This is a genomic window from Streptomyces sp. NPDC058326, assembly GCF_042879855.1.
Taxonomy (GTDB): domain Bacteria; phylum Actinomycetota; class Actinomycetes; order Streptomycetales; family Streptomycetaceae; genus Streptomyces.
This window is the reverse complement of sequence record NZ_JBHVZO010000016.1, coordinates 90,420-116,396: the sequence shown is the minus strand read 5'-3', so window position 1 is coordinate 116,396 and position 25,977 is coordinate 90,420. Positions and strand designations below refer to the sequence as shown.

General features: G+C 71.5%; 25 protein-coding genes. 13 read left to right on the top strand and 12 right to left on the bottom strand.

Features of this window, described 5'->3' with window-relative positions; all coding sequences use genetic code 11:
* The first annotated feature begins 168 nt into the window (after positions 1–168).
* Positions 169–1,500, top strand: coding sequence for an MFS transporter (locus tag ACFVYX_RS26535; protein WP_389684003.1), 1,332 nt, complete (start codon positions 169–171; stop codon positions 1,498–1,500).
* A gap of 163 nt (positions 1,501–1,663) precedes the next feature.
* Here the strand turns inward: ACFVYX_RS26535 and ACFVYX_RS26530 are convergent, their stop codons facing one another.
* Complete coding sequence (locus tag ACFVYX_RS26530; RefSeq protein ID WP_389684002.1) at positions 1,664–2,260, bottom strand: TetR/AcrR family transcriptional regulator; 597 nt, start codon at positions 2,258–2,260, stop codon at positions 1,664–1,666.
* A gap of 172 nt (positions 2,261–2,432) precedes the next feature.
* Between ACFVYX_RS26530 and ACFVYX_RS26525 the strand changes: the two genes are divergently transcribed.
* Entirely contained in the window at positions 2,433–3,998 is a 1,566-nt protein-coding gene (locus tag ACFVYX_RS26525; RefSeq protein WP_389684001.1) for a class I adenylate-forming enzyme family protein, read from the top strand.
* Positions 3,999–4,021: 23 nt separating this feature from the next.
* Positions 4,022–5,215, top strand: a complete 1,194-nt coding sequence (locus ACFVYX_RS26520) for an acyl-CoA dehydrogenase family protein (RefSeq protein ID WP_389684000.1) — start codon at positions 4,022–4,024, stop codon at positions 5,213–5,215.
* A gap of 180 nt (positions 5,216–5,395) precedes the next feature.
* Here ACFVYX_RS26520 and ACFVYX_RS26515 read toward each other — a convergent pair whose 3' ends face one another.
* Together ACFVYX_RS26515 and ACFVYX_RS26510 are read right to left on the bottom strand one after the other, a co-directional pair.
* Complete coding sequence (locus ACFVYX_RS26515; protein WP_389683999.1) at positions 5,396–6,049, bottom strand: GNAT family N-acetyltransferase; 654 nt, start codon at positions 6,047–6,049, stop codon at positions 5,396–5,398.
* Entirely contained in the window at positions 6,046–6,966 is a 921-nt protein-coding gene (locus tag ACFVYX_RS26510) for a ThiF family adenylyltransferase (RefSeq protein ID WP_389683998.1), read from the bottom strand. Before ACFVYX_RS26510 ends, ACFVYX_RS26515 begins: the two co-directional genes overlap by 4 nt.
* Positions 6,967–6,999: 33 nt before the next feature.
* Between ACFVYX_RS26510 and ACFVYX_RS26505 the strand changes: the two genes are divergently transcribed.
* On the top strand, positions 7,000–7,125 hold the full coding sequence (locus ACFVYX_RS26505) for a hypothetical protein (protein ID WP_389683997.1): 126 nt from the start codon (positions 7,000–7,002) through the stop codon (positions 7,123–7,125).
* 338 nt (positions 7,126–7,463) lie between these two features.
* On the opposite strand, the gene ACFVYX_RS26500 is transcribed toward ACFVYX_RS26505, so the two are convergent.
* Positions 7,464–9,476, bottom strand: a complete 2,013-nt coding sequence (locus ACFVYX_RS26500) for an ATP-binding protein (RefSeq protein ID WP_389683996.1) — start codon at positions 9,474–9,476, stop codon at positions 7,464–7,466.
* Between the two features lie 577 nt (positions 9,477–10,053).
* Positions 10,054–11,019, bottom strand: a complete 966-nt coding sequence (locus ACFVYX_RS26495; RefSeq protein WP_389683995.1) for a pirin family protein — start codon at positions 11,017–11,019, stop codon at positions 10,054–10,056.
* A gap of 151 nt (positions 11,020–11,170) precedes the next feature.
* Between ACFVYX_RS26495 and ACFVYX_RS26490 the strand changes: the two genes are divergently transcribed.
* From ACFVYX_RS26490 to ACFVYX_RS26480, 3 genes are all read left to right on the top strand, one after another.
* Positions 11,171–11,518: a tetratricopeptide repeat protein gene (locus ACFVYX_RS26490; protein ID WP_389683994.1), complete on the top strand. Its 348-nt coding sequence runs from the start codon at positions 11,171–11,173 to the stop codon at positions 11,516–11,518.
* A 52-nt stretch (positions 11,519–11,570) separates the two neighbouring features.
* Entirely contained in the window at positions 11,571–11,990 is a 420-nt protein-coding gene (locus ACFVYX_RS26485) for a DUF6153 family protein (RefSeq protein WP_389683993.1), read from the top strand.
* Positions 11,991–12,087: 97 nt separating this feature from the next.
* A complete protein-coding gene (locus ACFVYX_RS26480) occupies positions 12,088–12,768 on the top strand; it encodes a DUF305 domain-containing protein (protein WP_389683992.1) in 681 nt (226 codons plus the stop codon).
* Between the two features lie 107 nt (positions 12,769–12,875).
* On the opposite strand, the gene ACFVYX_RS26475 is transcribed toward ACFVYX_RS26480, so the two are convergent.
* On the bottom strand, positions 12,876–14,573 hold the full coding sequence (locus ACFVYX_RS26475) for an amidohydrolase (RefSeq protein WP_389683991.1): 1,698 nt from the start codon (positions 14,571–14,573) through the stop codon (positions 12,876–12,878).
* 241 nt (positions 14,574–14,814) lie between these two features.
* Positions 14,815–16,212 (bottom strand): purine-cytosine permease family protein, encoded by a 1,398-nt coding sequence (locus ACFVYX_RS26470; RefSeq protein ID WP_389683990.1) that lies wholly within the window; start codon positions 16,210–16,212, stop codon positions 14,815–14,817.
* 213 nt (positions 16,213–16,425) lie between these two features.
* Between ACFVYX_RS26470 and ACFVYX_RS26465 the strand changes: the two genes are divergently transcribed.
* Positions 16,426–17,070: a TetR/AcrR family transcriptional regulator gene (locus ACFVYX_RS26465; protein WP_389684064.1), complete on the top strand. Its 645-nt coding sequence runs from the start codon at positions 16,426–16,428 to the stop codon at positions 17,068–17,070.
* Between the two features lie 7 nt (positions 17,071–17,077).
* On the opposite strand, the gene ACFVYX_RS26460 is transcribed toward ACFVYX_RS26465, so the two are convergent.
* Positions 17,078–18,520: a dihydrolipoyl dehydrogenase family protein gene (locus ACFVYX_RS26460; protein ID WP_389683989.1), complete on the bottom strand. Its 1,443-nt coding sequence runs from the start codon at positions 18,518–18,520 to the stop codon at positions 17,078–17,080.
* 115 nt (positions 18,521–18,635) lie between these two features.
* Here ACFVYX_RS26460 and trxA point away from each other — a divergent pair, with 115 nt between their 5' ends.
* Entirely contained in the window at positions 18,636–19,001 is a 366-nt protein-coding gene (gene trxA / locus ACFVYX_RS26455; protein ID WP_389683988.1) for a thioredoxin, read from the top strand.
* 256 nt (positions 19,002–19,257) lie between these two features.
* Here the strand turns inward: trxA and ACFVYX_RS26450 are convergent, their stop codons facing one another.
* Both ACFVYX_RS26450 and ACFVYX_RS26445 read right to left on the bottom strand, forming a co-directional pair.
* Complete coding sequence (locus tag ACFVYX_RS26450) at positions 19,258–19,527, bottom strand: hypothetical protein (RefSeq protein ID WP_389683987.1); 270 nt, start codon at positions 19,525–19,527, stop codon at positions 19,258–19,260.
* Between the two features lie 17 nt (positions 19,528–19,544).
* The gene (locus ACFVYX_RS26445) at positions 19,545–20,579 is read right to left on the bottom strand and encodes a LacI family DNA-binding transcriptional regulator (RefSeq protein ID WP_389683986.1); all 1,035 of its coding nucleotides are present in this window, start codon (positions 20,577–20,579) and stop codon (positions 19,545–19,547) included.
* Between the two features lie 153 nt (positions 20,580–20,732).
* Between ACFVYX_RS26445 and ACFVYX_RS26440 the strand changes: the two genes are divergently transcribed.
* The 4 genes from ACFVYX_RS26440 (at position 20,733) to ACFVYX_RS26425 (ending at position 24,563) form a co-directional block, all read left to right on the top strand.
* Entirely contained in the window at positions 20,733–22,070 is a 1,338-nt protein-coding gene (locus ACFVYX_RS26440) for an MFS transporter (protein WP_389683985.1), read from the top strand.
* Positions 22,071–22,114: 44 nt separating this feature from the next.
* The gene (locus ACFVYX_RS26435) at positions 22,115–22,822 is read left to right on the top strand and encodes an alpha/beta fold hydrolase (protein ID WP_389683984.1); all 708 of its coding nucleotides are present in this window, start codon (positions 22,115–22,117) and stop codon (positions 22,820–22,822) included.
* 14 nt (positions 22,823–22,836) lie between these two features.
* A complete protein-coding gene (locus ACFVYX_RS26430) occupies positions 22,837–23,067 on the top strand; it encodes a hypothetical protein (protein ID WP_329285638.1) in 231 nt (76 codons plus the stop codon).
* An 83-nt stretch (positions 23,068–23,150) separates the two neighbouring features.
* Positions 23,151–24,563, top strand: a complete 1,413-nt coding sequence (locus ACFVYX_RS26425) for a flotillin family protein (RefSeq protein ID WP_389683983.1) — start codon at positions 23,151–23,153, stop codon at positions 24,561–24,563.
* A 204-nt stretch (positions 24,564–24,767) separates the two neighbouring features.
* Here ACFVYX_RS26425 and ACFVYX_RS26420 read toward each other — a convergent pair whose 3' ends face one another.
* Both ACFVYX_RS26420 and ACFVYX_RS26415 read right to left on the bottom strand, forming a co-directional pair.
* Positions 24,768–24,938 carry a hypothetical protein gene (locus ACFVYX_RS26420; protein ID WP_389683982.1) on the bottom strand — a complete coding sequence of 57 codons (171 nt, stop codon included), beginning with the start codon at positions 24,936–24,938 and terminating at the stop codon, positions 24,768–24,770.
* Positions 24,939–25,015: 77 nt separating this feature from the next.
* Positions 25,016–25,861 (bottom strand): TIGR02452 family protein, encoded by an 846-nt coding sequence (locus ACFVYX_RS26415; protein ID WP_389683981.1) that lies wholly within the window; start codon positions 25,859–25,861, stop codon positions 25,016–25,018.
* Positions 25,862–25,977: the final 116 nt, after the last annotated feature.

The window sequence follows — 25,977 nt, the reverse complement described above, 5'->3', positions numbered from 1 at the left end:
AACAAGTACGCCGTTAACGTACAACCTGTTCAGCAGCAGGCGACAGGTGTTGATGCCGATCGCCGTACGCCTGCCGTGCGCGTGCCCGCGTCAACCGTCGACCGCCCCACCGGCCCGGCCGTTCGCACCGCCCTCGCGCCCATCCCCTCCGAGCCGCAGGAGTGCCCCATGGTCGAACCGTCTTCACCCGCACCGCCCCGCGAGATCTCCGCATCGCCACCGCTTCCCGTGTTCGACCGGCGGCGGGCCTGGCTGATCACGGCGATGATCGTGACGTTCATGCTCGTCAACTACGCGGACAAGGCCGTCCTGGGACTCGCGGCCGTGCCGATCATGGACGAGCTGGGCATCAGCAACAGCGCGTACGGGTTGATCTCCAGTTCGTTCGCGCTGCTGTTCAGCCTGTCCGGGCTGATCGTCGGCTTCGTCTCCGCGAAGGTGTCCAGCCGGGTCCTGCTCTTCACCATGGCCGCGCTGTGGGCGGTGGCTCAGCTGCCGGTGCTGTTCGTGGCGTCGATGCCGGCGCTGGTGGCGGGGCGGGTACTGCTCGGGGCGGCGGAGGGACCCGCGGCCTCCATGTCGATGCACGCCCTGTACAAGTGGTTCCCGGCCGACCGGCGCGGCCTGCCCTCCGCTCTGCAGATCAGCGGCGCCGCGCTGGGCATGCTGATCGCGGCACCGGTCCTGACGTGGCTGATCACCGGATTCGGCTGGCGCTCCGCGTTCGCGGCACTCGCGGCGACGAGCGTGGTGTGGAGTCTGGCCTGGTGGAGGGTGGGACACGACGGCCCGTACACCCAGGAGCGCACGCCGGGGACGCGGGCGCAGGGTCCGGGGAACCCACTCCCGTACCGGCGACTGCTGCTGAACGGCACGGTGCTCGGGAGCATCGCGGCGGCGTTCGGCGCCTCCTGGGCGATGGCCCTGAGCCACGCCTGGCTGCCCGTCTACCTGCGCACACAGCTCGGCATGACGCCCGGCGCAGCGGCCACGCTGATCAGCGTCGTCTCCGCGTTCAGCCTCGTCCTGCTGCTGTCGGTGCCCCCGCTCCTCGATCTCATGCACCGTCGCGGACTCTCACGCCGGTGGTCGAGCGGCGCTCCGCAGGGCATCGCCGTCACGGTCGCGGCGCTGGCCATGGCCGCCTTCCCGTTCACGGACGGCGGGACGCAGCTCGCCCTGCTCGGCCTGGCGTTCGGAGGCCACGCCATCGCCTTCCCCCTGCACTACATGACGGCTTCCGCGGTCGTGCCTCCACTCCAGCGGGGGGCCGTATTCGGCATCGTCGCCGCGACGGGCACCTTGCCCGGGCTGATCGCCCCGTATCTGACCGGGCATCTGCTGGACTCCGCCTCTGCGCAGAGCGCCGGATACACCCAGTCGTTCCTCTTGTCCGCCGCCGTCATGGCGACCTGCGGGCTCGTCGCCCTGGTAGCCATCCGGCCGGAGCACGACGCTCGGCGACTGACTACGGCCGTGCCGGCCGATCCCCTGCGCTGAGACCGGCGGACGGCCCGACAGGTGATCGGCCCGGCGGTGGCGAGCGGCCCAACGGGTGGCAAGCGGCCCGACAGGTGGTGCGCGGCCCGTCAGGTAATCGACCCGACGGGCGGCGAGCGGCCCGGCGGGTGGTGAGCGGCCCGACGCTCACCACCCGTCGGGCTCAGGCCGGCGGCTCGAAGCCGCTGGCCCAGTACCGCCCGTGCAGCGCCAGATCGAGGAGCATGCGCACGACCTCCTCGGCGGGCAGGGACGGTGACTCCTGCTCGACCCACCAGCGCAGTACGGCGAGCTGCTCGCCCACCCACACCCGGGCGAGCAGCTCGGGGTCGATGCGCGGCTCGACCCCGTTGCGTTCCGCACGGGCGCGGAACTCCTCCGCGGTCGCCCTGGCGCAGGCGTCCGTGAACATCTGCAGCGGTTTGCCGTCACCGTCGCCCCGCAGCACGATCCGATACAAGTCGCGTTCCTCGCGCGCGTGCCGCAGCATCTCCAGAACCGGCTTGCCCGTGAAACCGATCGCACTGTCCGCGACCGCGGGGGCGAGCCGCTCGGCGAGGTCGCCCAGGAGGTCGGCCGTCACACGGGCGAACAGGTCCTCCTTGTCACGGAAATGGGCGTAGAAGGTGGCGCGTGCCACGTCCGCCCGCTCGGTGATGTCCTCGACGGTCAGAGCGGTGAAACCGCGCTCCAGAACCAGCTCGACCAGGGCGGCCCCCAGGGCGCGGCGTGACCGTCTCGTCCGTCTGTCCTCGGCCATCGGGCCTCTCCTCGATCACTGTTCGGCGTGGGCGCCCAGTCTAGAGACTCTTGACACCCGACACGTTACTGCACAAGCTGTCTGCAATTGAGCAGTCAGTTCAATATCTCGTGGTGCTGGCCACTGTGCCGCCCCGCCGTTCCCACTCTTCCGCTCGGAAGCAGGTCACCTGATGAACCTCGGCACCTATCTGTCGCGCAGCGCCCGCTACTGGCCCCAGGCCCCCGCCCTCGTGTGCGGCGACCGGTCATGGACCTTCTCCGGACTCGACCGCGCGACCGACCGCCTCGCCTCCGCCCTGTCCGCCCGGGGGCTGCGCCCGGGCGACGCCGTGGCATCGCTCGCGTGGAACCGCGGCGAACTCGTCGAGATCGAATTCGCCCTGTACAAGGCCGGTCTGACGCGCGCCCCGATCAACGCCCGGCTCGGGCGCGGCGAGATCGAGCACATCCTGCGCTACGCCCCCGTCCGCGCCCTGGTCTTCGACGCGGCCCACCGCGAGGACGCCCTGGCCGCCATCGCGGCGGCCGGCACCGACTGTCTGCCTGTCCCGCTGGACGCTCCGGAGGAACCGGGCCCCGGCGAGGTCGCGTACGACGCGCTGCTGGCCGAGGGCGACGAGACGCCGTTCCTGGTCGAGGTGGACGAGTCGGAGCCCTGCGTCTTGAACTTCACCTCCGGCTCCACCGGAGCCCTGAAGGCGGCGGTCCAGACGGTCGGCAACCGTCTCGCGAACATGCGCAAGCTGCTGATGGCCGACGAGTCCCGGCCCCGCCCCGGAACCCGCTATCTGGCCTGCGGCCCCATCACCCACGCCACCGGCATGGGCCTGCTGGCCGGCGTGTTCGGCGGCTCCACGACGTACGTGCTGCCCACGTGGAGCCCGCAGAGCTTCCTGGAGACGGTCGAGAAGGAACGCATCACCACCACCTTCCTCGTCCCCGCCATGGTCAACATGGTCCTCGCCCACCCGGAGGCCGAGCGGTACGACCTCTCCTCCCTGACGAGCGTGCGGATCGGCGGCGCGCCGATCTCGCCGCAGCGCCTGCGCGACGCCGTCGCGTTCTTCGGACCCGTCGTCGCCCAGGGCTACGGCCTCGGCGAGACCACCAGCGTGGTCGCGGGCCTGAGCGGTGAGGAGATCGCCCACGCGGTGAAGGACGACGCCGAACTGCTCCAGTCGTGCGGGCGCGCCACGTACGACACCGAGATACGCGTCGTCGACGAGACGGGCCGCGAGCTCGGCCCGCGCGAGGTCGGCGAGGTCATCGTGCGCGGCCCCGACTGCGTACGGGAGTACTGGAAGGAGCCGGACCTGTCGGCCGAGACCTTCCGCGACGGCTGGGTGCACACCGGCGACCTGGCATGGATGCGGGAGGACGGCTATATCTTCCTCGTCGACCGCAAGAAGGACATGATCATCTCGGGCGGCTTCAACATCTACTGCACCGAGGTCGAAGCCGCCCTCTACGAGCACCCGGCCGTCCAGGAAGCGTGCGTCGTCGGCGTCCCCGACGAGCAGTGGGGCGAAGCCGTCAAGGCGGTCGTCGTCCCGCACGCCGGGGCCGCGATCACCGCGGACGAGCTGATCGCCTTCTGCGCCGACCGCCTGGACCGCCTCAAGAAGCCCCGCTCGGTCGACTTCGTGACCACACTCCCCCACAACCGCAACGGCAAGCTCGACCGCAAGGCCGTACGCGAACCGTTCTGGGCGAACGCCGCCCGCCGCGTCAACTGACCGACCGAACCACGGAGTTCCTGATGACCTTCTCCCTGCACCCCACCTACGACGACCCGCGCACTGCCGAACTGGTCGAGCGCCTGCGCGACTACCTCGACGGCGAACTCGCCGACTACGAACGCGAGCGCGGCATCACACCCGCCACCCGCCTCACCCGCGCCGACCTCGAACCGATCTGGCGCCGCAGCCGCGAACTCGGCTTCTACGGCATCCACCTCCCCGAGGAGTACGGCGGCCAGAACCTCACCTACACCCAGCTCGCCGCCCTGAAGGAGGAAGTGGGCGCCAGCGGGCGCGTCCTGTCCCACTGCGTCCTGGGCGACATGGGCGGACCGCTGCGTGCGGGTGACGTCCTCAAGCACGCCACCGAGCACCAGCTGAAGACGTACCTGCTGCCGCTGATCCGCGGCGAGCGGGCCTGCTGCTTCTCCCTCACCGAGACCGACGCCGGCTCCGACGTCCGCTCCATGCGCACCGTCGCCGTGCCGGACGGGGACGGCTACCGGCTCACTGGACACAAGGTGTTCTCCTCGGCCGGCCCCTTCGCCGACTTCGCGATCGTGGTCGCCCGCATGGCCGGTACCGGAGAGGAGGAGGGCGACAAGCCGCTGTTCTCCGCCTTCCTCGTGGACCTCGACAGCCCCGGCTGCCGTGTCGAGGACGGCGCGACCCCGATGTCCGGCGAGCACATCGAGAGCGACATCGTCCTGGACGACTGCTTCGTCCCCGCCGCCAACCTCCTCGGCGAGGAGGGCAAGGGCATGCGCATCGCGCTCGGCCGCGTGACCACCAACCGCCTCCTGCACTGCCCCACCGTGCTCGGAGCCACCCGCCGTGCCGTCAAGCTGACACTGGACCGCACCCGGACCCGGCAGGTCGCGGGCCAGCCGCTGCTCATGCTCCAGGCCATCCAGCACAAGGTCGCCGACATGGCGACCGAGCTGTACGCCGCGCGCTCCATGACGTACGCCGCGCTCGCCGCCCTCGACGAGGGCCGCGAGGTCCACTCCGAGGCGTTCATGTGCAAGCTGTTCGTCGCCGAGTCCGCCTTCCGCATCCTCGACGAGGCCGTGCAGATCCACGGCAAGGAAGGCCTCACCCAGGGCAACGAGATCGAGTACCTCTTCCGCAAGATCCGCATGTTCCGTGTCCTCACCGGCACGTCCGAGATCCAGCGCAACGGCATCGCCAAGCTCCTGGCCTTCCACCACTGACCCACGCTCGTGGAAGGCACCCTCCGGTATGACCCGGTCCGCACTGGTCCACGCTCAGCGGCAAACGCGTTCTCGACCTCTCCCGCCTCGCCGCGCCGCCCTGGACCTGCCGCTGATCCTGCTCGGCGGCAGGCCCAGGGCGGCCCTCACCGTATGGCCGAAGCCCGCCCACGGAAGGATTCATCGGCCGGACGTCACATATGCGGACTGTGCCGGTGCGTCCGAAGCGCCGGCAGGGGAAGGGATAGCAGCACCGCGGAGGATGGCCCGTTCGGCAGGGGTGGCCCGGCGGATCCATGCGGGTGCGAGCGCCGCGTAGGTGGTGACGTCGTGCCATCGGCCCTGAGTGTGGAACAGCTCCCGCAGTGTGGCCTCGGGCTGCAGCCCGGCCGCGAGCATCACCTCACGCATCCGGGTGTGATCCGCGCGGTGCCCGGCCCAGATGCGGTGCAGCCCCAAGTGTCCGAACCCATAGGCCATCAGGAGGCGCCCCGCTTCGTGCCCGTGGCCCCGCACCGGTGCGTCGGGAAGCAGGACCAGGCCGGTGAGCATGGCGTTGCGCCCGTAATCCTCGACGAGCAGGCCCATGGTGCCGACCATGACGTCCTGGCCGGGCGGACAGACGGCCAGTGTGTGCCTGCGCCGCGGATGGGTGTAGGGCTGGGCGAGGTGCTGGGCGAACGCGTCCTGGGCCTGACAGGCATTCATCCGGTCGACACCGAGGTAGCGGGTGAGCACACGGTGGGTGTGGATGCGTTCGAAGGGAGCCAGGTCGGTGGCCCGCAGCTCGCGCAACCACAGGTGCTCACCGTGGAGTTCGGGCAGGTGGTTCACCGGGCCGCTCCCACGGGGGCACGCCCGGCCTCGACGGCCCCGATGATCTCTTCGAGGTCCGTGTAGTAGCGCCCCGAGGCCACGGGCGCGCCGAGCAGGATGCGGCGCGCGGTGTCGGTGACCAGCGCGCCACCCAGCGTCACCCCGCTGGCCAGCTGCGGCCAGCTGGACAGGGAGTGCCCGATCCGGCCGAGAGCATCCTTCATGGCGGGGCTGAGCCGGCTCTCGTCGCAGATGCGCAGCAGGTAGGCCATGGCGTCCGCCGGTGCGAGACGCCGTACGTCCTCGGCACTCAGGTCGCCGCCGCGGCCGTGGAACAGAGGCCGGTCCGGCTCCAGGTCGAAGCGCTCGACGTCCAGCAGCCCCCGGTCGTTGGTGTCCATCAGGACCGGGACACCGTGCCGTCGTGCATGCTCGCGAGCGGCGGTCTTCACCCAGGGGGTGTCACACTCCTCGATCACGAGGTCGAGCCGACGGTCCGCGGCGCCGAAGAAGGCCTCGATGGTGTCCTCGGTGAGTCCCTCCTGCCACAGCTCGATGTCGAGGTAGGGGTCGATCTCGTACATGTGCCGTGCGCACAGCACTGTCTTGGGCAGGCCCAAGTCGTGTACGCCGGCCCGCAACCGGTTGAGGTTGCTGAGTCCGAGAGTGTCGAAGTCGGCCAGGCGAAACGATCCTGCGACCCCCTCCATGGCGCAGGTGAGCGCCGCACTGCTGCCCACCGACAGGCCGATCACCCCGATCCGCCGCGCGAGCAGACGCCGCTGCTCAGCAGTGGTGATCTTGTCCCGGTTGCGGTCGGTACGAACCCGCCGGAACTCCTCACGCGGAAGCACATGCACGAGGCGCCCGGACCACGGGAACCACGCCCATGTTCCGTAACGGCTGAGCTCGGCGCCACCGGTCACCTCTGCCACGGCCCGCGCCAGCCGACGTCCCGCGAGGGCTTCGTGAGGGCGCTCGCAGCGCACCAGCTCGGCAAGCTGCTCGTCGATACGGTCATGCCGCTCGCGTACGCGGCCGGAGGCGAGCAGAGCGTCGAGGGCGGCCCGGTCGTCCTCATCGGCGGGGCGTAGCAGGCTGGGCCGGACGGAGACCTCCCGTCCCGGGGGCATCGGCGTGGGGTCCTGCGGGTTACCCGGACTTTCGGGAAACGAATTGATCACGAGGCCGGAAGCTACCAGCGCGCGATCTTGGAATCCCGCGGCACGAGGGGGCGTACGAGGTCGAATTCGTGCGCGGGTCTTCACCACCTCACGCCCCCACGCTCCGACGCACCCCCGAAGGCGACTTCGGCCAGGTGGCACAACGCTTTTCACCACTCCGCACCAGCGGCGGCGAAAGTCATACCGGACGCGGCAAACGGGTGACCATCAAGGGAAGTCATCTCTTCCGATCGCGTCGCGCCCGCGCCCTACAGGGGTGGCTCACCGCCGGCCGCCCAGGCGAGCATCTCGCCGGGGTCGGCATGGGCGGCCTCGCTGCGGTACGACTCGTAGGTACCCGCACCCACCAGCCTGCGCGCGAGGTCCTCGCCCGCCTCGCGCAGCGGCGCCACGTCCGGAGCTCCACGCTGCGGATGCCCCACCGCATCCCACAGCCGCTGCCCCGCGCCGGATGCGAGCGCCGCGGAATGACCGTTCCCGTTGGCGGAGAAGGCCGCAGCCAGCATGTCGAGCCCCAGCGCGATGCCGAAGGTGTCGCCGATCTGTTGCTTCGCGTGCAGCATCGAACGGGCGTACTTCAGGGACAGTTCACTGTCCCGCGCGCGCAGCGCAATCACACACATCTGGTAATCGGCATACGAGCGGATCCAGTGCTCACCCATGGCGACACACTCCGCGCGCAGCACCGTGGCCGACTCCCGACTCTCCTCCAACTCCCCGAGCCCGGTGAGGGCGAACAGTCGCAGCATCCGGCACATCATCACGGCCTGGCGAGCCGGCTCGTCGCCCGTGTCCGTGCTGCGTGCGTCCGCGTTCCGCAGGGCGTGCTCCAAAAGCTCCAGGCTCTGCCGGGGATTGCCCTGCAGGAGGTCGCTCATGGCCTGCAGATAGGCGGCCCGCAGCAGCGCCGTCGCGTCCTCGGTGACACGGGCGTTCTCCAGGCACTGACGCGCCAGGTGCGTCCCCGTAGCGTGATTTCCCTGCAGGAGATAGGTCAAGCCGAGCGCCCACATGGCTCGTTGCCGCAGCGGTCCCTGGCTGTCGCAGGCATTCAGCGTGTGCGAAAGATAGAGCTGTGCGGTGTGCGCGTGTCCGCAGCAAGTCCAGTAGAACCCCGTCAACGTGGCCAGCTCGAGCGCCGCGTCGACGTCGTGGGCGAGCAAGTGGTCCAAGGCCGCGCACAGATCGGGATGCGCCTCCTTGATGGTGCGATACCAGCCGGTCTGCTCGGCGCTCGTCCACGTGGCGTCCGCCTGCTGCGCCTGAGTCAGGAAGAACGAGGCGTGCCTGCTCGCCATCGCGTCCAGTTCGCCGAGCTCGGCGAGCCACAGGCGCCCGTATTCACGCACTGTGTCGAGCAACAGACAGCGCCCGTGGCGGCGGGTCACGACGGACTTGTCCACCAGCCCGGCCAGAGCGCGGCCCACGTCGAGGGCGGAGAGCGGCCCACCGGAACACAAGGCCACTGCCACGGTCTCGTCGAAGTGCCCGTGGACAATGGACAACCGGGCCCACAACAGGCGCTCCGCAGGCGTGCACAGTTCATGGCTCCAGCCCAGGGCGGTCCGTAGCACGTCGTGCCGGCGGGGCGCCAGTGGACGCACCTCATCCTCCCCCCGGCTCAACTCGTGCCGCGGGCGCCGCAGGAGATCCTCGATGCTGCAGTGCCGCAGCGCCCCCGCAGCCAGCTCCAGCGCCAACGGAAGCCCGTCGAGGTAGGCACACAGCTCGGTGACCTGGTTCAGGTCCCCGGGCGCGGGCACGTGCCCCGATTCCGTGGCACGCTGCAGAAACAACTCGGCGGCATCCGTGGCACACGGCAGCGGCTGGACAACGACAACGAACTCCTCGCCCAAATCGAACAGCTCGCGGCTGGTGGCCACGATCCTCAGATACGGACACTTCTCGAGCAGCACCCTCACCAGGCTCCGGCACGCGGTCAGCACATGCTCACAGGAATCAAGCACCAGCAGCAGCTCGCGATCGCCGATCCAATCGCAGATCACATCGACCGGCATCCTCGGGGTGTGATCGGACAGACCGCAGGCATCAGCCACGAGCGCCGCGAGCAACCCGTCGTCGCGCAACTGCCACAGATCCGCCCAGCAGGAATCTTCCGCAGTGGCCACCAGGCCGAGGTCCACCACCTGCTGCGCAAGCCGCGTCTTGCCGACGCCCGCGACACCGGTCAAGGTCACCAGCCGGTTGACCTTCAACGCGGCCTTGAGCTCAGCCAGTTCATGCTCGCGTCCTACGAACACGGATCCGTCCTCCCCATACCTGTGAACAGGCTTCCGGCTTGACGCAACGGCCTCCTGCATGCCGACGGCCGCACAGGGACACGCATCGCGTGCCGTGCAGCAAGGCGCCGGAGTCTGGGCCGCGCCGAGAACCAAAGCGTGCACGCATCCTGGCAGCCTCGGCCTGATCACGGAATACGAATGGCAAAGCGCGACCCGGCCATGACGACGGTGGCTCCGGCGGAGGGCTTGACCGAACTGGCGGCGGCCCGTCCGAGCGGGACCAAAATGTCGCGGACGGCGGCTACCGGACCAGCGTCATCCAGCACGGCGCCCGGCTCGGGATGGATGGGGAGGTGGTGCCGCGACCGAAGAAGAGCGGCCGCGCGGGCGGCGGCGTAGGCGTCGACAGGGTCGGCAAAAGGTCAGCATTCAGCTGACCGGACCTGCTCACACAAGGACACTCCGGAAACACACCTCCTGTCGTCGCGACTGCGGGAGGGATTCCGACAGGCCCCTTCCCGCAGTCGCGACGACAGCCACAGGAGGGAGCCGAGCACCCCCGATGACATATCGACCCGGGAGAGAAAACCGCAGGTCAGCGCACCCGTCCCCGCGCCTTGAGCTGGGTCGCCGGGACCTCCGGGGCGGCCAGGCGGTCGCCGTCGTAGCCCTTCACCTCGCCGAAGCGGTCGGACGTCATCCACTCCTCGCGGGCCTTGCGGATCTCCTCGTCCGTGCGGCCCACGAAGTTCCACCACATGACGATCTCCTCCTCGAAGGGTTCGCCGCCGAGGAGCATCAGGCCGGCGTCCGAGGCCGCGCGGAGGGGGAGTTCCGTGCGGCCGCAGCCGAGGTAGAGCATCGAACCCGGGTGGACCGGGACGCCGTCGACGTGGGCCTCGCCGGACATCGCAAGGACCGCGTACTCGAAGTCCGGGTCCAGCGGGAGGTTCGTCTCGGTGCCCGCCGTGAGGGCGAGGTCGGCTCCGACGATCGGGGTGTACGTGGTGCCGGGCGAGGCGGCGCCGTCGAGTTCACCGAGGATCACCGTGGCCGTGAGGCCTGGGGCGGTGACCCGGGGCAGGTCGGCGTGGTGCTGGAAGTGCGGCTCCACATGGCGGTGGGTGTCGGGGAGGGCGACCCAGAGCTGGGCGCCGTGCAGGAGGCGGGCGTGCGGCTTGGGACTCTCCTCCGAGTGGGAGATGGCCCGCCCCGAGGTCATGAGGCCGAGTTCGCGCGGCCGGATGGTCTGGAGGCTGCCGGTGGAGTCGCGGTGCAGGACCTCGCCGTCGTGCAGCCAGCTGACGGTCTGGAGTCCCATGTGCGGGTGCGGCGGGACCTGCATCCCCGGTTCGTCGGCGATGTCGTCGGGGCCGTAGTGGTCGACGAAGGCCCAGGCCCCGACCATCCGCCGGCCCAGGTTGGGGAGCAGCCGGCGGACCTCGGTCGACTCTCCGAGCCGGACCCGTCGGGGGCTGAGGAGTTCCCGTACCGGCTCGGCGACGACGAAGCCGCGGCCGCCGCACACGGTCAGCGCGGCCTGACGATCAAGATTGCTCATGCTCAACCTGTTCCTGTCCGGGTTACGGGAGGCGTGGCGCCTCCGTGGAGACGAGAACGACCTTAGTGGAATGTTCAACCACCTCGTCTTGTTGACGTGGTCGTCCACCCCACAGGGTGGCAGATCGGGGACTCAGGAAAGGCTGAGGCAAGTGAGCGACACGTACTACGAGTTCGGAACGGCCGGAGAACGCTGGGACCGCGCGCGCTTCTTCTTCGACGCGAAGGAGTACGGAACCGCCGTCCGCATCCTGCGCGGCCTGGTCGCCGAGCACCCGGAGCAGACCGCCCAGCGGCTCCTGCTCGCCCGGGCGTACTACCACTCCGCCCAGCTCTCCCGGGCCGAGACCGAGCTGAAGGCCGTCCTGGAGCGCGACCCGGTCGAGCACTACGCCCGGCTGATGCTCGGGCGCACGCTGGAGCGCCAGGGGCGCACGGACGAGGCCGCGCCGCATCTGCGGATGGCCGCCGCCATGGCGGGCGAGACGCCGCCGTCCTGACGCGGCCCTGATACCCCCACGCGGTATATTCGTCAGCCAGGAGGTCCTGGCTGTGCGTCCACACCGAGCAGAACACGACAGACGAGCGGAAGGCGCCCTGGCGCGTCTTCTGCTCGTCGTCGTGCTCGCGCTCGGCGTGTTCCTGATGCACTCCGTCGGCCACCCCGAGGGTTCGGGCGGCGGTACGGAGACCACGTCTTCGGCCATCTCCGCGGGTATCGGCCACGACGCCGGAGCCCATGGCGACGGGGGCCCCGGCCCCCGGCACGAGCCGGGCACCGGGATGGACATGACCACCCTGTGCGTGGCCGTCCTGGCCGGCTGGCTGCTCACGGGACTCGTCCGGGCCGCCCTCGGTCGCCGCCCCGACTGGGCCGCACTCCTCCTGGCGCGGCTCGCACCCACCCCGGGGCCGCACGCGCCGCCGCCCCGGCCCCCCGACCTCGCCCAGCTGTCCGTACTGCGGATCTAGACCGTACCCACGCCGCCGCGGGCGCCCCGTGCTGCCCGCGAACGGCTTCGGCCTGCCCTTTTCCGTCTGTACGAACAGCACACGAGGTATCACCCACATGCGCGCCTTCACCTCTCGCACCGCCCGCACGTCCGCCCTCGTCGGCATCGCCGTCGCGACCGGGCTCCTCCTCTCCGCCTGCGGCACGGACAGCGGCACGAGCGGAACGGACCACGCCGGTTCGTCCGCCTCCGCCTCTGCCTCCACCTCTGCGTCCGCCTCCCCCACCGCTTCCGGTTCCGGTTCCGGTTCCGCCACGGATGCCGCCGCCCCCGGCGCCTTCAACGACGCGGACGTCATGTTCGCGCAGATGATGATCCCCCACCACGAGCAGGCCCTGGAGATGGCGAAGCTTGCCGAGGGCCGGGCCCAGGACCCGGAGGTCAAGAAGCTCGTCACCGCCATCGCGCAGGCCCAGGACCCGGAGATCCAGAAGATGAAGGCCTGGCTGAAGGGCTGGGGCAAGCCCGAGTCCGCCGGTCACGGCTCCGGCGGCGGACACGGCATGGCCGGGATGATGTCCGAGCAGGACATGAAGGATCTGGCCGCCGTCACGGGCAAGGACTTCGACCGCAAGTTCGCCGAGCTGATGATCGCCCACCACAACGGCGCCGTCGACATGGCGAAGGACGAGCAGAAGAACGGCAGCAACGCCACCGCGAAGGCGCTCGCCGACGACGTCGTACGGACCCAGTCCGCCGAGGTCGCCGCCCTGCGGAAGATCCTCGACCGGATCTGATAGGGACCCGCTCCCGACTCGACACCGTACGTGGGCGCGAGGCGGCCCGCCGCTCCCCTGGGCGGGCCGCCCCGGCCGCGTGACCCGTGCTCGCGGGCTCGCGGGCCTCAGCGCTCCACCATGACCTCCCCGCCCACCACGACCGTCTCCGCCACCGTGCCCGGGATCTCGTCCGGCGCGATGCGGAGGATGTCGCGGGAGAGGACGACGAAGTCGGCCAGCTTGCCGACCGTGAGCGAACCCCGCTCGGCCTCCAGGAAGTTGGCGTACGCCGAGCCCATCGTGTAGCCCTCGACGGCGGTGACGACGTCGATCGTCTCGGTCGCCGTCCAGGCCTCCCCGCCGCCGGGCGGGCGGCGGGTGACGGCGGCGTGGATGCCGACCATCGGGTCCATCTCGGCGACGTTCCAGTCGCTGGAGAGGGCGAGGACGGCGCCGGCCGCGCTCAGACTGCGCAGCGGCCAGGCCTTGTGCCAGCGGTCGGGGCCGACGTTCTCCGCCCAGTCCTGACCGGGTCCCGCGATGTCCGGGGCGGCGTGCCGGGGCTGCATGCACGCGACGACGCCGAGTTCGGCGAAGCGCGGGGTGTCCGCCGGGTCGAGGCACTCGACGTGCACGATCTGGTGGCGCGCGTCGCGCGGCCCGTTGGCGGCACGGGCCCGCTCGACCGCGTCGAGGACGGTGCGGATGCCCCGGTCGCCGGTGGCGTGCACGAAGCACTGGAAGCCGCGCGCGTCGAGGCGGGTGAGCAGTCCGGCGAACTCCTCGGGCGGGTAGAAGGTGTCGCCGCGGTGGTGGGAACAGCCCGCGTACGGTTCCAGGAGGGCGGCGGTACGGGGCTCCACGACATCGTCGATGTACAGCTTGAGCGGGCCGACCCGCAGTCGGTCGTCCGTGAACTTCTCCGCCGCGGCGCGGAATTCGTCCAGCTCGGCGTCGGTCGTCCCCCTCGGGTGGAAGAGCGCGGCGACGATCCGGGAGCGGAGCCTGCCCTCCGCCCGGGCGCGCTCGAAGAGGGCGAGGTCGTCGAGCGAGTTCTGGGGTTCGACCACGGTGGTGATGCCGAAGCCGATGGCGTCGTCCAGGCTCTTGGCGAGCCGGCCGTACTGCCGGTCCGGCGACGCCCAGGGGACGCCGAGCTCGCGCAGGGCGCGATGGCCGTCGCGGGAGAGTCCCTTGACGGCGAAGTCCTTGACGAATCCCGTCGGTTCGCCGGTCGCCGGGTCGGTGACCGCCCGCCCGAAGGGGAGGTCCGTGTGGTCGCGGTCGACGCCGAGCCGCCGGAGGGCGGCGGTGTTGAGCCAGGCGGTGTGGACGTCGTAGCTGAGGACGAGGGCGGGGGTGTCGCCGGTGGCCCGGTCGAGGTCGGCGGCGGTGGGCATACGTCCGCCGGGAATCGCGGAGTAGTCGAAGGCCTCGGCCTCGATCCACTCGGCGTCCGGGTGCGCGGTGTGCCAGGCGCGGATACGGGCGTGGATCGCGTCGAGGCTCCGGGCGCCGGCGAGCTGGACACAGGCGTCGTCGGAGCCGAGGCGGACGTGGTTGTGGGCGTCGACGAAGCCGGGGAGGACGAGCCGTCCACCGGCGTCGATGACCCGGGTGGCGGGACCGGTCCAGGCCGCGGCCCCCGCGTCCGACCCGATCCAGACGATGCGTCCGGCCCGGACGGCGAGCGCCTGCGCCTCGGGGAGGGCGGGGTCGACGGTGTGGATCCGGGCCCCGGTGAGGACGAGTTGGGCGGGAGCCGAGTCGGCAGAGGAGGCGGAGTCGGGGGCGGCGGTGCGGTCGGGCGTGCTGCTGTTCATGCGGGGTGGCTCCGTGACGTACGTACGAGAGTGTCGGGCGGGCGAGGGGCCGGTGCCGAGCGGGCAGAGGGCTCGGGGCTGCCGCCCGGGGCAGCGGGCGGGGCCTGGTGACGGGAGCGGGGCCTGAAGGCGGAGGGCTCGGGGCGCGAGGGGGCCTGGGGACGGGATCGAGGCCTGAAGGCAGAGGGCTCGGGGCGCGGGGCCTGGGAGCCGTACCTGAAGGCAGAACCGTCGGGCCCGTTCACTCGCGTATCGGGGTCACGCGCCCGCGTGCCAGGGCCACGTACACCAGGGCCGAGACTCCCGCGCCCAGCACGGTGAGGTCCGCGCCGCCGAGTGGGGCGACGAGCGGGCCGGTCCAGAGCTCGGAGTCGCAGGTGAGCGCCGAGAAGAGGAGTCCGGCGAGGAGGGCGGTGAGGCCGGCCGGGTGCCAGCCGGATCGGTACCAGTAGGGGCCTCCGGTGCGCGCGTGCAGTCCGGCGGAGTCGTAGGTGCAGCGCCGGAGCACCATGTCGGCGAGGAAGACTCCGCCCCAGGGGGCGAAGACGATGATCAGGAGGGAGAGGAAGGAGAGGAGCGACGTGGTGAAGTCCGTGAGGAAGAGGGCGCCGAGGGATCCGGCGGCGGTCACGCCGGCGCTGATGAGGATGGCGCGGGCCCGGCTCCAGGGGATGCCGAGGACCTGCAGGTTCAGGCTCGACGAGTAGAGCGTGATGATCGAGTTGGTGACGGAGCCGCCGAGGACCAGGGCGAGGAAGAGCGGCTGGAACCAGCCGGGCAGCAGGCTCTCCGTGCCCGCGACGGCGTCCGTCATGTCGGTCTGGGTCGCGGCGGCCACGCCGGCGACGCCCAGGGAGACGGAGGAGACGAAGCCGCCGAGGGCTCCGCTCCAGGTGACGGCCTTGAGGGAGGTGGTGCGGGGCAGGTAGCGGGTGTAGTCGGCGGGCATCGGGAGGTACGAGAAGGGGCCGGCGAGCATGACGACGAAGGCGAGGCTCCAGGCGGAGGCTCCGGGCGCCTCGGCGGGGGCGGCGGTGTCGGCGCCGGGCAGCACGAGGACGAGCAGGGCGGCGAAACCGGCGGCGAGGACGTAGGCCATCCAGCGTTCGGCGAACTGGACGGTGGCGTGGCCCCAGAGGGCGACGGCGAAGGTCAGCGCGAGGGTGACGCCGAGGGCGAGAGCGCGGGAGGTGTGGCCGCCGTTCCAGCCGAGATCGGCGAAGAAGGCTTCGAGAGCGAGGGTGCCCACCACGGTGTTGACGATCGTGTAGCCGATGCTGACGATCCAGTTGAGCAGCCCGGCGGGCCAGTTGCCGCGCGGACCGAAGGCCGCACGGGAGATGACGAGGGTGGCGGTGCCGGTACGCACGCCGCTGAGTCCCGCCGCGCCGATGGCGAGGAAGGAGAGGCCGCCGAGCACGACGACGGCGGTGGCCTGCCAGAAGGAGAGCCCGAAGGCGACGGCGAGGGCGCCGTTGATGACGTACGTGAAGGTGAGGTTCGAGCCGAACCAGAGCCAGAAGACGTCCTTGGCGCCTCCGTGCCGTTCGGCGTCGGGGATGGGGTCGATCCCGTGCTCCTCGACCTGGAACACCTCGTCCCGGCCCGTGGTCACGGGCGCCGTCTCGTGTCCGAGCACACCGCACTCCTGTCTTGAATGCCGTTCTAAGTCTTAGAACGGCATTCAAGATGTGCGATGGGTTCGGGTCACGTCAAGACCTTCGGAGGTTGCGGTTAGGGTCGATCCCGTATGGAGCGCATGAGCCGGGCGGCACCAGCCGGGTGGCACAAGCCGGGCGGCACCGGCCGAACGGCGCGCACGACGGCGGAACGGCAGGACGGGGCAGCGGCGGTGGCAGGGGCGGCACGACGGCGGGACGGACACGTCACCCAGGAACGGATGCTGGAGGAGGCCATGTCGGCGATCGCCGAGGACGGCCTCTCCTCCCTCACCATGTCGGCGCTCGCCGAGCGGCTCGGCACGAGCGGCGGCCACATCCTGTACTACTTCGGCAGCAAGGACCTGCTGCTGCTCGCCGCCCTGCGGTGGAGCGAGGCCGCGCTCGCCGAGGAGCGCCGCGCGCTGCTCGCCCGGCGGATCACGGCCGAGCGCAAGCTCGACCACTTCCTGCGGCTCTACCTGCCGCGGGGCCCGCGCGATCCGCGCTGGACCCTCTGGATCGAGCTCTGGGCCCGCACCCCCGGCAACGGCGCACTCCGCGAGGCCCAGGAGGAACTGGACCGGGGCTGGCAGGAGGACCTGGAGGCGCTGCTCACGGCGGGCGTCGCGCGGCGGCGGTTCGCGCCGCTCGACGCGTGCGCCCGCGCCTCCGAACTCCTGGCCCTGCTCGACGGGTTGAGCACCCGGGTCGTGCTCGGCCAGGAGTCGGGCCGCGATCCCCGGCCCGCCCTCGAGGCGGCCCGCTCGGCCGCCCGGGCGCTCGTCGCCCCGTACGCGCCCGGAGCCGGCGACAGCGGGGAGAATCCGTCAGGCTGACGGGGCATCAGCCCCGGTAGGCCTCAAGGAGCCGCAGCCACGCCTCGCTCAGCGTCGGATACGAGGGAACGGCGTGCCACAGACGGGCGATCGGGACCTCGCCGACGACCGCGACCGTCGCCGAGTGGACGAGCTCGCCGATGCCCGGTCCGACGAAGGTGGCGCCGATGACGACCTCGCGGTCGAGGTCGACGACCATCCGGGCGTGCCCCCGGTAGCCCTGGGCGTAGAGCCCGGCTCCGGCGACCTGCCCCATGTCGAGGTCCACGGCCCGGACCCGGTGACCCGCCCGCTCGGCCTCGGCGAGGCTGAGGCCGACGGCCGCCGCCTCGGGGTCGCTGAACACCACCTGCGGTACGGCGGCGTGGTCGGCGGTCGCCGCGTGCGCGCCCCAGCTGCCGTCGTCGAGGGGCTCGGTGGCCCGCGCGCGGGCGGCGATGACGGCGCCGGCGATCCGGGCCTGGTACTTGCCCTGATGGGTCAGGAGCGCCCGGTGGTTGACGTCTCCGACCGCGTACAGCCAGTCGCTGCCGGTGACCTTGAGGCTGTCGTCGACGTCGAGCCAGGAGCCCGGCTCGAGTCCGGCCTTCTCCAGGCCGATGTCCTCGGTACGCGGGGCCCTGCCGGTCGCGAAGAGGACCTCGTCGCCGTCGACGTGGTCGCCGCCCTCCAGGACGACGGTGACCGGTCCCGTACCCCCGTCGCGCACCACAGCGGTGACCGTGACGCCGGTACGGATGTCCGCACCCCGCGTGGTCAGGGCTTGGGCCACGTGCTCGCCGACGAAGGGCTCCATCCGGGGCAGCAGCCCCCCGCCCCGTACGAGCATCGTCACCTTCGCGCCGAGGGCCTGCCAGGCGGTGGCCATCTCCACTCCCACCACTCCCCCGCCGACGACGACGAGCCGCTCGGGCACCCGGTCCGCGCTGGTCGCCTCACGGCTGGTCCAGGGCCGGGCACCGGCGAGGCCGGGCAGCTCCGGGAGGACCGCGCGGCTGCCCGTGCAGACGACGACCGCGTGCCGGGCGGCGAGCACATGGTGCTCGCCCTCGGGGCCCGTGACCCCGACCCGGCGGGTGCCGAGGAGGCGGCCGTGGCCCCGGTAGACCCGTACGCCGATGGAGTCGAGCCAGTCCACCTGACCCCCGTCCTTCCAGTGGCCGACGACCTCGTCCCGGTGGGCGAAGACCTCCAGCGCGTCCAGCGGGCCGTAGACCGACTCGCGCAGTCCCGCGACCTTCCGCGCGTCGGAGCGGGCGAGCGCGGGGCGCAGCAGCGCCTTGCTGGGCATGCAGGCCCAGTACGAGCACTCGCCGCCGATCAGCTCGCTCTCGACGATCGCGGCGCTGAGGCCCGCGGCCCGCACCCGGTCGACGACGTTCTCCCCCACCGGGCCCGCGCCGAGCACCACCACGTCGTACGCGTGCTCGTCTTCCACCGTTCGTGTCATGGGTCCCAGTCTGGCGGCAGCGGCCCGGAATAGCGCGGCTCGATACGCCGTTGTGCCGGGCGAGTCCCCAGGGGACCGTGAGGACACCCGCCAGGAGACCCCGAAAGGTAGGAACATGAGCACCGTAGAGCTCACCAAGGACAACTTCGACGAGATCGTGAGCGGCAACGAATTCGTCCTGATCGACTTCTGGGCTTCCTGGTGCGGTCCCTGCCGTCAGTTCGGGCCTGTCTTCGAGGCGGCGTCGGAGCGTCACCAGGACCTGGTCTTCGCCAAGGTGGACACCGAGGCGCAGCAGGAGCTGGCCGCCGCGTTCGAGATCCGCTCGATCCCGACGCTGATGATCGTGCGTGACAACGTGGCCGTGTTCGCGCAGCCCGGCGCGCTCCCGGAGACCGCCCTCGAGGACGTCATCGGGCAGGCGCGCAACCTGGACATGGACGAGGTCCGCAAGTCCATCGAGGACGCCAAGGCGAAGTGACCCGCCGGAAGTGACCCACGAGGGGGCACGGGACGCTCTCCCGTGCCCCCTTCGTGGGTGGTGTGCCGGTCTCAGCCGCACCGGGGCGTGCGACGCACGTCTGAAGCCCGGCGGACGGCCGTGACGGCGGCCGCTCCGCTCGGGTCCATGATCGCGGGGTCGAGTTCCGGCCATTCGGCGCGACCACCGGGGAACGGGGCCGCGCAGGCCTCGCACAGCTGCCGCGAAGACCTCGTGAAGCTTGAGGATCCGCAGGTCAGTCGCGTGCCGGGGGGCGTACGAGGGCTGTCAGACCGTAGTCGAGCTCGCGGCCGTCGACGAGCAGCGCCTCGACCGTCCGCGTCTCCGGGTCGATGTCGGCCCTGACGCCGTGCCCTTCGTAGATCGGATAGCCCGACTCGCCGCGCCGTCCGGTCGCCTCGACCACGGCCGAGCGGATGGCGCTGTCCATGACGGAGGCGTCGCCCCGGTCCTCGACGTGCGAGGGCACAAGCAGGATCTCGAAACGCTTCGGAACTGTGCTCATGAACCGACGCTAAGCGTTCAGCTCGACTCCCGCCGGACGACCCGCGAGGCCAGCAGGGCGCGGGTGCGGAGCGGTGCGTCCGGTTCCCGTACGGCCAGGTCGACGAGCTCGGCCAGCTCCCGCCCGAGCACCATGTCGATGCGTACGGTGCTGAGCCGGGGCCGCAGCAGCCGGCCGAGGAGCAGGTCGTCGGCGCCGATGACGGCGGTCTCGGCGGGCACGGCGACGCCCGCGTCCTGGAGCGCCCGCATCAGGAGCATCGCGTACTCGTCGTTGTAGGCGAAGACGCCGTCGAGCCCCAGCTCGCGCCAGCGCCCGGCGAGCGCGTTCGCCGACTCCTCCTCGTACCGCAGCGGCAGCGGTACGACGGTGGCGCCCGTGCCCTCTACGGCGCGCCGGGCGCCTTCGAGGCGGGGGCCGGAGAAGATCGCGAGGCCCGGCTCCTCGGGCATGACGACGCCGATCCGGCGCCGGCCGGTCTCGAGGAGGTGGGTGGTGGCGACCTCGCCGACCCGCCCCTGGTCCATGACGAGGGCGTGGGTGCCCGCGACGCCCTCGGTGCCGAGGGTGATGACGGCCCGCGCTCCGGAGCGCTTGAGGATCTCGACGCCCTGCCCGGTGAGCTGGATCTCGCCGAGCGAGACCACGGCGACCGGCCGGAGTTCGGCCCAGGCGCGGGCGGCCTCCCCGGCTTCCAGACCGACGCTGCCGTACTGGACCACCGTGTAGTCGAGTCGCCGCAGCGCCCACTGGAACTCGTTGAAGAACTGGCTGTACAGCGGTCCGACGGGGACGTGGGAGGTCGGCAGCAGCACCATCCTGCTGTGGCCTGCGCGCAGGCTGCGGGCGGCGGCGTGCGGCACATACCCCAGCTCCTCGGCCGCTTCGCGCACCCGTCTGCGGGTCGGCTCGCTGATGCGGACGGCCGAGGTGTTGTTGAGGACGTACGAGACGGTCGCCCGGGAGACGCCCGCCAGACGGGCGACATCGGCGCTGGTCGGGACCGTGCGCGCGGCGGGGCGCTCCGGGGACTGTTCGGTTGGCTGGCTCATCGCCTCGGCATCTTTCCAGAACGATCCGGCACAGGGCCTGGCGGATGGCCGGAATCGAATGCTACACAGTGCTCACACGCGTCACTGACACGTGTCACCTCCGGCTTGACTCCGCTCTCGCCCCTCGCCGGGCGATCTCCTCAGGAGGGCACCGTGGCCCTTTCCTCCCCCGGGACCGGCTCGTCCGACGCCGACGCCCAGGCCGACGCCCAGGCCCACGCCGGCACCGGCACCGGCACGACCGCCTCCACCCCGAAGGCCCCGGACTCCCCCATGGCATCCGGCCCGCCGCGGGCGACCCGGCCGACCCGTGGTCTGCTCGCGCTGCTCCTCGCCGGGAACACCGCGATGTACGCCCTGTACGTCGGCGTCCCCGGCCTGCTCCTCGCGCTCCAGATCGAGGAGATCGACCCGGCAAACAAGGTGGCGAACTTCGGCCTGGTCTCCGGCATTTCGGCGATCTTCGCCACCGTCTTCAATCCCGTCGCCGGCGCCCTCTCCGACCGCTCGGGCCGCCGCAACCCGTGGATCCTCGCCGGTGGACTCCTCGCCCTGCCCGTGATGCTGCTCCTCGGCAGCGTCCGCACGATCCTGCTCGTCACCATCGCCTGGTGTCTGGGGCAGGCCGTCATGAACGTCTACCAGGCGGCCCTGACCTCCGTGGTGCCCGACCGGGTGCCCCTCGCCGCCCGGGGCAGGGCCTCGGCCGCCGTCGGCCTCGGGCTGCCCGTCGGCTCCACGATCGGCGCCCTCGTCGGGGCGGCCTTCTCCGAGGACTACCGCACCGGCTATCTCGTCTTCGGTGCGGTCGTCGCGGCCGCCTCCGTGCTCTTCACCGCCTGCGCCCGCGAGCAGCGCATGCCGGCCAGGGCTCCGCTGCCCGTGAAGGCGCAGCTCGCCGCCTTCGGCAGCGCGCTCAAGGACCACGACTTCCGCTGGGCGTTCATCGGCCGCGCCCTCCTGGTCCTCGGCTACTTCGCGGTGGCCGGGTTCCAGCTGTACATCCTCAAGGACCACACCGATCTGCCCGCCGGGCTGAGCGCCGAGAAGGCCGTGGCGGTTCTCGCGCCGCTCACGGCGGTCGCCATGGTGGTCTCCACCGTGCTCGGCGGCTGGCTCTCGGACCGGTTCGACCGGCGCAAGCTCTTCGTGGGCGCCTCCGCCGCGCTCGCCGCCGTGGCACTGCTCATCCCCGCCGTCTCGACGAGCTGGACGGCGATGCTGGCCTTCTCCGTCGTCAACGGACTGGGCTTCGGCTGCTACATGGCCGTGGACACCGCCCTGGTGACGATGGTGCTGCCGAAGGCGGAGGACGCGGCCCGGGACATGGGAGTCCTCAACATCGCCAACGCGGGCCCGCAGATCGTCGCTCCCTTCGTGGCCTCGCTCGTCGTCTCACTGAGTGGCGGGTACACGGCGCTGTTCCTGATCGCCGCCGTACTGTCGGTACTCGGCGCGCTCGCCGTGCGCCCCATCCGCACCGTGCGCTGAACACGTCGGCGTCCGCGGAGCACCGTCGAGAAAGGCCGCACACCGTGCTTCTGCACACGACCACCTGGGGATCCGGTGACCGGATCGCCCTGCTCGTCCACGGCATCATGGCCGACCACCGCACCTGGCGGCGGGTCGGACCGGCGCTCGCCCTGCGCGGCTACCGGGTCATCGCGGTGGACCTGCGCGGGCACGGCCTGAGCGGGCGAGCGTCGGGACCCGAGCAGTACCGGCCGGAGGACTATGCCGACGATCTCGTCGAAACCCTCCCGGCCGGGGCCGAGTTGGCCGTCGGGCACTCGCTCGGCGGGCTCGTCCTGGCCGGTGCCCTGGAGCGGCTGAAGCCCGCCCGCGCGGTCTACTCCGACCCCGCCTGGCACCTCGGGGCGGGTCCCGACGGCTACCGGCCCGAGCTCTTCGTCCGGGGCAAGTCGATGACCCGGGAGCAGATCCGGGGGTTCAACCCGCACTGGGCGGACGAGGACCTCGACACGGAGATGGCATCGGTACGGCTCTGGGACGAGCGATCGGCCTACGGCCTGGTGGACTTCGTGGGGGCCGACCTCTGGCCGGCCCGCGCCACCGTCCCCTCCCTGGTCACCCTCGCCGACCCGAGCGCGCTGGTCTCCCCCGACGACGCCCGGATGCTGGCGGGCCGCGGATTCACCGTGCGCACGGTGGAGAAGTCGGGCCACACCATCCACCGGGACGACTTCGACGGGTTCATGTCCGCGCTCCACGGCTGGATCTGACGTACCGTTCAGGGATGGACGACGCGTCGATGGACTCCTCGATGGTGGGACTGCTCGGCCGGGTGACCGGCACCGTCGGGCCCGGTCTCGTCGGTGAGGTGATCGTCCGGATCCGGGGCGGTGCCGAGCACTTCCTCGCCCATCCGGCCACCCCGAAGGAGCGGATCGACGTCGGAACGGTCGTGATGGTCATGGAACATCTCCCTCCGCGCACCGTCTATGTCACAGCCGCGTACGACAGTTGACGGAACCGTTGAGTGGCGCGCGTCACAGGCGCACACTCCCCTCACCGGATCCGCGTCGGATCCGGTGAAGGGGGACCTGACCCATGGGCATCGGCCTTCTGGCGGGCGTCGTCGTCGGCGCCTTCGCCGTCCTCATCGCCGTCTTCAAAATGATGTGGCGCGTCGCGGAACCCAACGAGGCTCTGATCATCTCCGGTTCCAACCACAAGAACGAGGGACTCGGCGCGGGCATGGGGTTCCGTATCGTCACCGGACGCGGCACGCTGGTGCTGCCCGGTGTGCAGGCGGTCCGGAAGCTCTCGCTCGACCTCAACGAGACCCAGCTGTCCGTCGAGTGCGTCACCCATCAGGGCATTCCGCTCAAGGTCCGCGGTGTGGTGATCTTCAAGGTCGGTGACGACTTCGTGTCGATCGCCAACGCCGCACGCCGCTTCCTCGACCAGCAGAAGCTCATGAGCGAGCGGGTGCACATCGTCTTCGCCGGTCATCTCCGCGCCATCGTCGGCGGGTTGACGGTGGAGGACATGATCCGTGACCGGGAGAAGCTGACCGGTCAGGCCCGTTCGGCCTGTGGCACGGAGATGGAGAAGCTCGGTCTTATCGTCGACTCGCTGCAGATCCACGAGATCGAGGACCCGACCGGGTACATCAAGAACCTGGCCGCACCGCACGCGGCCGCCGTCCAGCGGGACGCGCGGATCGCACAGGCCGAGGCGAACCGGCGGGCCACCGAGGCCGAACAGCAGGCCGCGGCGCGTATGTCGGAGGCGACCCGCGACAGCGAGATCCTCCAGGCGGGCTACCAGGCGGAACGGGACCAGGCGTCCGCGCGGGCCCGGCAGGCCGGTCCGCTGGCCGAGGCGGCCTCCCTCCAGGAGGTCGTCGTCCAGGAGACCCGGGTCGCCGAGCTGGCGGGACACCGCAAGGAGCAGCAGCTCCAGGCCGAGGTCCGCAAGCCCGCCGACGCGCTGGCGTACGAGACCCGGACGCTCGCCGCCGCCGAGCGCGACGCCCGGATCTCGGCGGCCGAGGCGGAGGCGAAGGAGACGGAGCTGGCGAGCGCGGCCAGGGCCACGGCGACCCGGCTGACGGGTGAGGCCGAGGCGGCGGCGCAGCACGCGAAGGGCCTCGCGATCGCCGAGGCGACCCGGGCGAAGGGTCTGGCGGAGGCCGAGGCGATCAAGGCGCGGGCGGCGGCGCTCGCCGAGAACCAGGAGGCCGTGGTCGCGCAGCAGCTGGCCGAGAAGTGGCCGGAGATCGTCTCCGCGGGCGCGTCCGCGTTCGGGAACGTGGACCAGATGGTGCTGCTGAACGGCGCCGACGGCATGGCGGACGTGTTCGCCAAGGCACTGACCATGGGCGGGACCGGGCTCGGACTGGCCCGTCAGCTGCTCACCACGATGAACCCGGGCGCTCAGGAACGCCTCGGCGTGGTGCCGCAGGCGTCCCGCGCGCCGGAGGAGAGCGTGGAGATCCCGGTCGGCGACGGGAAGTAGCGGCGCCGGGGGCGCGGGATACGGAGCGGGGCGCCGGCCGTCGAAAGCGGCTCGGGACGCGGGAAGGGCCGGTGCCGGGACGCCGGGCGCGGGACACGGAGAGGGGCCCGCCGCCGTGAAGGCGGTGGGCCTCACAGCGTATCCCCGTCGGCTCCCGCTCCGCTCGGCCGGGACCGTCGGCTCCCCGCTCCGCCCGGCCCAGTCCTAGTTGTGGCCGAACTTGCGTTCCTTGCGGTGGGACGTGTGCTCGACGAGGGGCATCGGCGTCTCTCTCGTGGGAGTCGCCGTGGACTTCTCCTTCTCGGCCGCCTCGGTGCGGTGTTCATGGCCGCCGGTACGGGCTCCCCGGTTCGTCCGGGTCTGTTTCTTGCCCACGATCGTGCCTCCCGTGACGGGTGTCGGACTCCGGTCCGTGTCCCCTCAGCGTGGCACGTGGGCAGGAGAGCCGCACGTCAGAGCGTGTGGCCAGGGGAGACACGCTCCAGGACCCTGGCGAAGGCGGCGAGTGTCGGGGTGCCTGACGCGCGGTCCAGGATCGCGAAGACCGTCTCCTCGAAGTGGCCGGCGAAGCGGCCTTCGCCGGTGAGCAGCGCCTTGAACGCGCCCGCGACCTGCTCCGGATCGTTCTGGAACACCCCGCAGCCCCAGGCGCCGAGCACCAGCCGCCGGTAGCCCGCCGCGGCCGCCGTCTCCAGGACGCGCTCGGCACGGTTCGCGAGGGCGACGGGCAGCCGGTCGGCGAGTTCGGGGGTGCGGCGGCGGACGACGCCCGCGTTGGGCGCGGGAGAGGTGAGGAAACCGACGGTGAAGGGGGCGTCGAGGAGGGCTCCCCGGTCGTCGCGGAAGACGGGCACCTGGGGCGAGTGGATGACCCGGTCGGTGTAGAAGGCGTCCCGTTCCTCGCGGTGGTGGGCGTAGTAGGCGGGGGCGCGCAGCAGCGTGGCGTGGAGGGCGGAGGAGCGGCAGAGCGCCTCCTCCTGGGCCTGGGCACCGTTGAGGTAGCCGCCGCCGGGGTTGCGGGCGGAGGCGAAGTTGAGGACGGCCACCGGGCGGGTCGGGTCGGCCGCGGTCATCCTGCGGGCGGCGGCCAGGCTGCTCTCGCCGGTGACGTCGATGACGGGGGTGCGGTCGGTGTCGGGGGTGACCGTGACGGGGTCGGGGCCGTGGAGGCGGGTTCCGGCCAGGGCGGCGGTCAGGTCGCCGGTGAGGGAGACGGTCCGGCCGTCCGGGGCGCGGTAGCGGCCCGCGGCGACGATCTCCTCGGTCTCCCGCGCGATCGCGCGCAGTCGTGCACTCATACCGCCAAGGATGATCGTTTCCTCCCCGCCTCCACAACGGGATTTCCCGGAGGCAAGAGGGGCTCCCGGGGCAGGAGAGTCTCCCGGGGCGCCGCGGCGGCCCTCCTGGCAGGGGC